Raw genomic sequence first — 8,737 nt, forward strand, 5'->3', positions numbered from 1 at the left:
TTCATGTACCGTCTATTGCCCATGCTTACGCTCACACTCTCCCTGCTGCTGGCCATTGGCGGCTGCGGCCGCCAGAGCGACACCCATGACCCGCCGGATGCACAGAGCCCTCAGTCCGAGGGAGTTGATAGCACTCAACCCGATGAGACTGCCACCGAGGTAATGGAGGAACCCGTTACCCCGCCCCCGGACGACAGCGGTACCGCCGTGCCGGAGTCATCGGCGACGCCGCCGCAGACCGACACGGGCGAAGCGCCCATCTGCACCCCCGAGTGGTTCGTCTGGGTCCACGAACAGGTGCTCGCCCGGCACGATGGCGACATGGCTGAGCTCTACCCCGCCGGCCTGCCAGAAGTGGGCAGCGCCGAGTGGTTCCTCGCTGTGGACAAGCTCACCGGTGGTGACGGCGCCCACGGCCCGGATGGCGGCAGTGCCGAGTGGTGCAGCATGGTGCAGCAACGCCTGGGCAGTCCCGCCCAGTAATTCAATTCCATCGGAACATTCGAGGAGATTTCGATGCAGTCGTTCAAGAAACTATTGCCGGCCGTCATCGCCACTGTCGCAGCCGCCACAGGGCTGCCGGCCCTCGCAGACGACAGGCCGCCGCCCGGCGCCATGGCCCTGTCCACGGTGCTGACAAAGCTGGAGCAGCAGGGCTATACGCCGATCACCGATGTCTCCCTGGACAACGGCCGCTGGGAGGTCGAAGCCTACAAGGGCGACGAGAAGCGCGACCTGGAGGTGGATCCCAATTCCGGCGAGATTCTCTCCGACAAACCGGACACTGACTAGGCAATCTCAGGTCGGCGGTGCCCGCCGCCGGCCTCCCCCTCTTTTTCACGCATTTCCCCCAGTCGCGTACAATGGCCGCAGGCTTCAAACTGAGTTGATCGCATGCTGCCCATGGTCCGCGCCAGTGCGCTGTCGGGATACAAAAAGCTGTTGCGCAGTTACGGCGTCGACACCGACCAGCTGTTCGCACGACTGTCCCTGCCGGCCAGTTTCCTGGACAGGCCGGACACCATGATTCCGCTGGAAACCAAGGTGGAGCTGCTGGAACTGGGAGCGACACTCAGCGGCCGTGAACAATTCGGCCTGGAGCTGGCGCAGCAGCAGAACATCTCCATGCTCGGCGCGCTGGGACTGCTGGTCCAGCAGAGCCCCACCCTGCGCGATGCCCTGCACACGCTCGTCGCCTCCATCGGCCTGGCGGTGCAGGGGCTGGACGTGTGGCTGGAGGAAGAAGGCGAGCTTGCCTACCTGCGTTCCACCTATCGACTCGAGGGTCCCTCGGCGCAATCGCGCCAGCACAACGACAACACCCTCGCCGGTGCCTACAACATCATCAGCTTCCTGCTCGACGAGCCGCTGCCACTGCGCGCCGTCTACCTGTGCGGCCCACAACCCGCCGCCACCGCACCCTACGACGCGCTACTGCACGCACCGCTGGTATTCGACAGTGACTACAACGGCCTGGTGTTCGAAAGCCGCTACCTGGACAGACCGGTAGTGGGCGCCAACCCAGAGATGCGTGGACTGATCGACAGCTACCTGAAGAAAAGGCAGCTGCGGGAGTTTCCCGAGCGGCTACTGTGGATCATCACCAATCTGCTGCCCCGCGGCAGTGTCACCCTGGAGACGGTGGCAGAAAAAATCGACATGGCCCCCCGGACCCTGCAGGCGAAACTCAGCCAGCAGGGCACCAGCTTCCAGCAACTGCTCGACCGTGCGCGGATCGAACAGGTGTGCACCTATATGCTCGACGGCGACCTGAACCTGACGGAGATCGCCGAACTGGTGGGCTATAGCCAGCTCAGTGCCCTGACCCGCAGCTTCAAGCGCATCATGGGTGCCAGCCCCGCCGCCTGGCGCCGCCAACAGGTCACGCCTCTTGCGCCATCTGTCAAATCACCGGCGCCATCGGTCAACTCCCCCGACGGCAATTGAGTTAGCCTCACGTCCGATAACGACAATTCCACCGGACGATGCCATGACCACACAGACACTGACTCGCAACGATGTCGACCTCACCCTGCTACAGGAGCTGCTCGAGCGGCAGCGCCGCGCCTACCTGGCCGCCCCGGTGCCAGACTACCGCAGCCGGGTGCAGGACCTGCAGGCCCTGGCGCGCATGCTGCGCGACCACCGGGAGGCGCTGGTACAGGCGATCAGCGCCGACTACGGCAACCGCTCCCGCCAGGAGACCCTTTTCAGCGAGATATACCCGGTGCTCGACGGCATCAAGGACACCGTCAAACGGCTGAAAAAGTGGATGAAACCGCGGCGCCGTCATATCGACCTCACCGCCTTCCCCACTTCTTCCAACCGGGTGATACCGCAGCCGCTGGGTGTGGTGGGCGTGATAGTGCCGTGGAACTTCCCGGTCAACCTGAGTTTTGCCCCGCTGACCAGCATCTTCGCCGCCGGCAACCGCGCCATGGTGAAAATGTCCAACAACTCCGGCCGGCTGGCGGAGCTGCTGCAGCGGATCAGCGGCGACTACTTCCCGCGGGAAAAGCTCGCATTTGTAGCGGACAGCGGCGGCGTGGGACCGGTCTTTTCCAGCCTCAAGTTCGATCACCTGATCTTTACCGGCTCCACCGCCACCGGGCGCAAGGTTATGCGCGCCGCCGCCGACAACCTGACCCCGGTAACCCTGGAACTGGGCGGCAAGTCGCCGGCCATAGTTGCGCCGGATTTTTCACTGGACACCGCCGCCGAACGCATACTCTTCTGGAAACTGATGAACGCCGGGCAGATCTGTACCACCGTCGACTACCTGTTCCTGCCGGAAAACCGCCTGGACAACTTTGTCGACAAGGCCAGGCAGCTGGTGCAGAAACGCTACCCGGACCTGCAGGGTGCCGACTACACATCGGTGATCGACGACGCCTCCTACCGGCGCCTCTGGGCGACCCTGGACGACGCCCGGGAAAAAGGGGCCACCGTCATCGACCTGTCCGGCGGACAGGGCAGCCGCGACGACAGTTTGCGCAAGTTCCCGCCGCACCTGCTGCTGGATGTCAGTGAGGATATGGAAGTGATGCAGCGGGAGATTTTCGGCCCGCTGCTGCCGATAAAAACCTATAAGAGCAAAGAGGCCGTGGTGGACTACGTCAACGGCCGCGATCGCCCGCTGGCCATCTACCCGTTTACGAAAGATAAGGTCCTGCGCGACTTCTATATCGAGCGCATCATTTCCGGGGGTGTCTCGGTCAACAATTGCGTGCTGCACGTGGGCCAGCACGATATTCCCTTCGGCGGCGTCGGCGAGAGCGGCATGGGCCACTACCACGGCTACGAGGGATTCCTGACCTTTTCCAAACTGCGCCCGGTGTTCCAACAGGGCCCCCTGGACCCACTCAAACTACTGATGCCGCCCTACGGCAAAACCGCCCAGCGGTTAATGGACCTGATGCTGCGCATGACCCGCTGACTCCTCCCCGAAGGGTGCGCCGCGCGCACCAATGATTCACGCAAAATCCGAGGTGGTGCGCAAGGCGCACCCTACGGCCCTGTTTATTCCTTGTGACTCCCCGCCGCCCACATTACCAATAAGGTTTCCGGGTAGTGAGGAGCCATACATGAGTTTCGTCGCAACGGTCCTGCTCGTAAACGCGCTCACCTTTCCGATACCGCCGGGCATAGACCCCAATACACCGGCGCCCATCTACGACAGCCCCGACCTCTACGGCGCTGAACCTTCAGTCATAGCACTGGACTATTCCACCATCCGCAGCAAACTGCACAGCCTCGGTTTCCAGCCGATTACCGATGCCAGGTTTGTCGGTGGTCGCTGGAAGATCAAGGCGAGGTACGGCAGCAAGAGGCGCGCGCTGGAAGTGGACCCGGACAGCGGACTGATCATTTCCGACCGCCCGGACAGGGGCTGACCGTCAGAGGGCACCGTACCTTTCCGCAATCTGCGTCAGCAGCCGGCTGAAGGCCTCGTTCGCCTCCAGGGTCGAGGATTCCTCCATGGTGTGATAACCAGTGGTGGGAATCTGCAGCGTGGTGCCCTGCACGAATCCGCCGGACGCCGCCACTATGCGCCCAAGTTCGGTACTGCCCAGTGACTGTGGCTCACTGCCCTGTGCAACGGCCGCGCGATTCTGCTCCTCGATATAGGCGTCCTTGTAACCGAAGCTTATCCCCCGCTGCCGGCACAGTTCCTCCAGCATCGCCGTGGTGCCCTCGTGGAAGCCGGCGTTGACGTCGCGCCGGCGCAGCACCACCTGCTGCCGATCGGCGGTCTCGCGATCCGGATAGGGACTGGTGTCCACCACCACCAGCTTGTCGGTGCCGCCGTTAAAACGGCGGAACCACTCCAGCAGATAGCGCCAGCTGCTGCCCGCTTCCTCCTGGGCGGTAAAAAAAGCGGTGCCCTGGAACCCCAGCGCGAACAGGTGCACCAGATGTGCCGCGCAGAGCACATTGTCCAGCTGCGCACTCAGAATTCCGTCGCTGATGCTCAGGCGATCGCTGAAGGCCACCGGCGTTCCCGCCACCAGGTGCTCCAGGCCGTCGACCTCAAAGATCAGGTTGTTGCGGTATTCGCACACATAGGTGCGTTTGATCACCCCCGAGCCGAAATAGGAACCGGACCAGGGTTCGTAGGCCGTGACCGCTACCGCCTGGAAGCGGTCGACGATCTTGCGCATCAGTTTTTCCGATACCGAGTTACCGAGCAGATCCGAGCGATTGCCGGCGACAAAGGCCGCGTACTGGAACTCGTTCGGGCCGGTGCAGACAAGCCCGTGACGGTCGATATGGGCGGAGAACATGGCGGTACCCGGGCGCGCGCCCTGGGCCACCAGCAGTCCCTCATACCAGGTCACCCTGGCCCCGCGCTCCTCCAGCTCCCGCTGCAGGACACGGAAAAAAGAGTGCTCCGCACCCACCACACTGGGACTGCGGATCAACACCTTCAACAGATCGAAAAACGCATCCTTCTTCTGCATGGACAGCAGGTCTCCGAAAGCCTTGGGGCGCAAGGGGTCACCGGTCGGTGGCAGCGGGCAGCCGGGTGCGAATCACCGGACCGCGACCGACGCCGTGCCGCAACTCACCTACCCCTCACTCCCGGCAGTATATCCCCGAACCCGGTGCGCCAGCGATACCATTGCGAGGTTGAAATAGCATCAGCAGATATCAGAAGGAGAGTCTGGCCGATGGCAGTGCCAACGCGATCATTCGCCAGCGAGTTCATCAGCAATGGATCCCCGGCACTGGGCTTCAAGCTACCCTATGCGCCCCCGGCGGATCGCACTGGTTATTCGGCACTGGCGTATTCCACCATGCCCTGGAAATCGACCACTACGACAGGCTCGTCGCCCACCACCCAGGCATCGTGCCCCGCCGGAAGCAGCGAGACATCGCCAGACCTGCACTCGAGCTCGGTGCCATCCTCCATGCGCACGATTAAGGTGCCAGAGACATGGTACTGGAAGTGTGGCGCCTCACATTGATCCGTGCCGGCGATCGGCTGAACCGACTCAGACCAGCGCCAACCGGGCTCGAAAATGGCGCGTCCCACCACACCGCCCCCGATCTTCACCAGCTCCACGCGCCCCTTCGGGAATTCGCGCACCTCATCGGGATCACCGAAGCTTTTTAATTCTGCCTTATCCATTGCCTTCACCCTGTAGACAACTCCGCACACCTCACCGGACCCGGCCCTATGGGCCAGTCAACACCAGCACAACAAGGTGTACCAGAATCCGATTTACCGACAAAGGGAAAGTGTAGCTTCAGTAGAACCCGGGCATCGAGTGCACAAACGACAAACCGCCATACGCACGCTAGACCACTCGACAGAGGTGGCGCCTGAATTCAGGCAAAATAAGTGGCCAATACCGGGGACGTCATATCGGCCGTATTGCTATACACTCCTCTCTGCGCCGGCAATCTCGCGCCAGACACCAAGCGCCAAGGCAATTGCTAAAATGGAGAATACTGAAATAACCCCCAATGCGAGAAGATCCGGAACTTCCCGCCCCCTAATGATCAGAATGCCATCGGAAAAGTAATCGTAGATAAGGTAAACAGAGAAAAGCATCGAACTCAATGCTGAAGCAATATAGTGCGACCTATCGGAAAAAACCTTACGGGCCTCTTCTCTCCTGCGCATCCGCTCATTGCGTCTTCTCCTTGCAGTCATATTTCAATATATATCTCAGTTTACCGCTTTGGGAGCACGGAAAGCCTTGCTGTAGTAGCCAGATGGGTCGAAACAACAAACCCGCCGCTTCCCGGACGCAAGCATTCTGCAGGCGTCATCAATGCGCTTTACCCGAGTTTTTGGCTGCTTGGCTGAAGTAATCCAGTGTATCCAGTCAAGACGCGCGATGGTCGTCGTGGCCTCCCAGACGGAGTGCGCCTCGGGCGCCGCAGCCAAGGCTTCCTGTAGATCGGAGGGAACCTCTGGTTCCGGCTCCTGTTCAGCGGGCATGATCTCGAAGTCCACAATATCGCCATAAGTGCTTTCTGCAGCATCGAGCAGTTCCTGGCCCACCCGCAACCAGTGACTCAGTTGGCCATCGGGTTCGAGCCTAGCCTGGAATACATGACCGTTGATAGCTCCCACGACAGTCGTTCTTCCGCGTCTAGGAAGCTTGGCACTCGCGTCTTGAGGCAGAACCACAAAAGCCCACGGCGCATCTGCACTTGCATTGATCGGACGCAGCAGCTTGGCTTTAAATTGAGCTGTTGTATCGCTTTTCTTCATAGCGTGTCAACCTATGAACTAGCAATAAATTAGAGAGGAATTGTTTTTTCTATTCATAGCATATTTACATCTCGCTGACAGAGAGAGCTCGGTCAGCAATCGTCAGTACTTTTTCACTGCCGGAACGAAATTTCGGACACAGCCGCTTGTTAACTGGTCTCACTGCCTGACTAGATTCAGACTCGTTGGGGTTAGCTTCCCGGCTTTACTGTAGCTCTCATTTCTTAAAATTGTATTGTTATCTAGAAACTCAAAAGAAAGCGAGTGCTGGTGACTATCTTTCAGGCTTTTAAGGTTTGTAGCATCTTGAAATTCGAAGGAAATGATATTTGGATCACTCGATTTTTCGACTTTCAATCTAGGCTGATTGCCTTGCGGGCAATAATGCGTAGCAAGCAAGCTCCCCCCATCTAGATGATACACAGTAAAGGAATGCGAAGCGTCTTTATAAATCCAGTTTTCCATAAGCACGCTACCATTAGCGCCACTTTGGAATGAAATATAGAAGTCGCTGCCATCACTCCCCTCTTTTTTCCAATCTCCAACTAGAGACTTTAGCTTATCAAAATCACTACTTGGATCAGACTTTGCAGAGTATGAAAATGCCAATATCATTAAAAACCAGACAATTCTCATAAGGTCAATTCCTTCTGACAGTTAACGTTTCTAGTAGAGTCAGCCGTAGCACTTTTTGCGCGAAGCGTATTGCGCAGTCCGTCCTTCGGAGGCGCGCAGCCTGGCCTGTTAGCTGCTTTCTACTGACAGTCTTCTTAGATAACTATAACCATCTCCGTCAAGCGTATAGTGAACACCAAATATCTTTCCACTTCCATATATGACTTTCGTGGAAATGATATTTACGCCTTCTTTCTTGAACAGGGCTTCTATGGCCTTAGATCCTTCTTCAAGTGACTTTTCATCTGGAATAAATTTAGGCATTGACATTACGAGTACAACTTTTCCTGCTGACCCACCAGAAACTCTTAGATTAATACCGTGAATTTCAACTTTTCTTGTTGCGCCGGAAACTTGGGAGCAATCTTGATCCAAAGTTAACGTACCGCATCCAGCGGCGGGGCTAAAAGTTTCAACTGTCATGCCCCTATACACTACTGAGCTTGGAGCTGAAACGCACCCAGCAATGGAAAAGGCACACAAGAAGATTAGAGTTTTTCTCATTTATTTCCTCCTTAACAAATTTCTAACGAGACTGCCATTTCTTTACCTGACGCAGCTAACGTTGCCATAACCGGCAGCCGGAGCGAAGCGTAGGCTGTCCGGCGCCGTCAGGCGCAAAGTTCATGGCTTTGTTATTATCCTCTACTTTCCGGAAAGTCATCATTCAGAAATTTCTACTGATAAAATGCAAGCTTCATAACTTATAAGCTTATACTTAACTTCAATTTGTTTGCCGACTAGCCCAGCTACATTTTTTATCCCCCTATTTATACACCCCCCTTTTGGCGAGCGATCTATCTTCAACACCCTGAGAATATTCTTTTTTCCTTCACTATCTACAAGGTAAAGGTTTCCAGAGTGAATCTCGTTAGGCGAATAAAACTTCTCTAAAATCCCGTTAACCTGTAAATACCGACCATTACGTAAATCAGAAAATGACGATAAATGTCGACTAACGGGGTCAAGTGCCTGGTAGAGAATTCCAATCATCAAAAACGATAAAAATAATACAAGAATTCTGTCGCCCTTTGTCCTTACTCGATAGCCACCTTTCACAAACAATGCATAAAGACCTACCGATGCGGCAACAACAAAACATAGGAGGCAGTAAAAGTACCTAGGGGAAATTCTGGCTCTAACACAACCATGCCTTTGTTACCAATGAAAAATAACGCCCGCAGCACGCGCGGCTTTGTAGTGGAGGCGAAGCCGCAACGAAAAAGCCGTGGGACTTAACCCGGTTTTGCACACACCATGTTGTTAGCAATTGATTTTACACTCAAATTCATGCGGTGATACATACCCAATAGACGAGTGCGACCTCTGAGTGTT

General features: G+C 57.0%; 12 protein-coding genes. 5 read left to right on the forward strand and 7 right to left on the reverse strand.

The genetic code is table 11. The annotated features are described in order from the left end of the window. Nucleotides 1–3 precede the first annotated feature (3 nt). From IG627_RS15430 to IG627_RS15450, 5 genes are all read left to right on the forward strand, one after another. The gene (locus tag IG627_RS15430) at nt 4–483 is read left to right on the forward strand and encodes a hypothetical protein (RefSeq protein ID WP_193193287.1); all 480 of its coding nucleotides are present in this window, start codon (nt 4–6) and stop codon (nt 481–483) included. Between the two features lie 33 nt (nt 484–516). After that, a complete protein-coding gene (locus IG627_RS15435) occupies nt 517–792 on the forward strand; it encodes a PepSY domain-containing protein (RefSeq protein WP_193193288.1) in 276 nt (91 codons plus the stop codon). Nucleotides 793–894: 102 nt separating this feature from the next. After that, nucleotides 895–1,947: an AraC family transcriptional regulator gene (locus IG627_RS15440; RefSeq protein WP_193193289.1), complete on the forward strand. Its 1,053-nt coding sequence runs from the start codon at nt 895–897 to the stop codon at nt 1,945–1,947. A gap of 43 nt (nt 1,948–1,990) precedes the next feature. Next, the gene (locus IG627_RS15445) at nt 1,991–3,436 is read left to right on the forward strand and encodes a coniferyl aldehyde dehydrogenase (protein WP_193193290.1); all 1,446 of its coding nucleotides are present in this window, start codon (nt 1,991–1,993) and stop codon (nt 3,434–3,436) included. A gap of 148 nt (nt 3,437–3,584) precedes the next feature. Further along, nucleotides 3,585–3,893 carry a hypothetical protein gene (locus tag IG627_RS15450; protein ID WP_193193291.1) on the forward strand — a complete coding sequence of 103 codons (309 nt, stop codon included), beginning with the start codon at nt 3,585–3,587 and terminating at the stop codon, nt 3,891–3,893. 3 nt (nt 3,894–3,896) lie between these two features. Here IG627_RS15450 and IG627_RS15455 read toward each other — a convergent pair whose 3' ends face one another. From IG627_RS15455 to IG627_RS15485, 7 genes are all read right to left on the reverse strand, one after another. Further along, nucleotides 3,897–4,961: a peptidase M42 gene (locus tag IG627_RS15455; protein ID WP_193193298.1), complete on the reverse strand. Its 1,065-nt coding sequence runs from the start codon at nt 4,959–4,961 to the stop codon at nt 3,897–3,899. Nucleotides 4,962–5,272: 311 nt separating this feature from the next. Further along, on the reverse strand, nt 5,273–5,632 hold the full coding sequence (locus IG627_RS15460; RefSeq protein ID WP_193193292.1) for a cupin domain-containing protein: 360 nt from the start codon (nt 5,630–5,632) through the stop codon (nt 5,273–5,275). Nucleotides 5,633–5,881: 249 nt separating this feature from the next. Then, nucleotides 5,882–6,130: a hypothetical protein gene (locus IG627_RS15465; protein ID WP_193193293.1), complete on the reverse strand. Its 249-nt coding sequence runs from the start codon at nt 6,128–6,130 to the stop codon at nt 5,882–5,884. 45 nt (nt 6,131–6,175) lie between these two features. Further along, nucleotides 6,176–6,727 carry a YdeI/OmpD-associated family protein gene (locus IG627_RS15470; protein ID WP_193193294.1) on the reverse strand — a complete coding sequence of 184 codons (552 nt, stop codon included), beginning with the start codon at nt 6,725–6,727 and terminating at the stop codon, nt 6,176–6,178. 159 nt (nt 6,728–6,886) lie between these two features. Beyond that, a complete protein-coding gene (locus tag IG627_RS15475) occupies nt 6,887–7,363 on the reverse strand; it encodes a hypothetical protein (protein WP_193193295.1) in 477 nt (158 codons plus the stop codon). A 108-nt stretch (nt 7,364–7,471) separates the two neighbouring features. Continuing rightward, complete coding sequence (locus tag IG627_RS15480) at nt 7,472–7,906, reverse strand: hypothetical protein (RefSeq protein ID WP_193193296.1); 435 nt, start codon at nt 7,904–7,906, stop codon at nt 7,472–7,474. 159 nt (nt 7,907–8,065) lie between these two features. After that, nucleotides 8,066–8,461: a hypothetical protein gene (locus IG627_RS15485; RefSeq protein ID WP_193193297.1), complete on the reverse strand. Its 396-nt coding sequence runs from the start codon at nt 8,459–8,461 to the stop codon at nt 8,066–8,068. Between the last annotated feature and the right edge of the window lie 276 nt (nt 8,462–8,737).

Origin of the sequence: Microbulbifer taiwanensis (assembly GCF_014904815.1) — a bacterium.
Lineage (GTDB): Bacteria > Pseudomonadota > Gammaproteobacteria > Pseudomonadales > Cellvibrionaceae > Microbulbifer > Microbulbifer taiwanensis.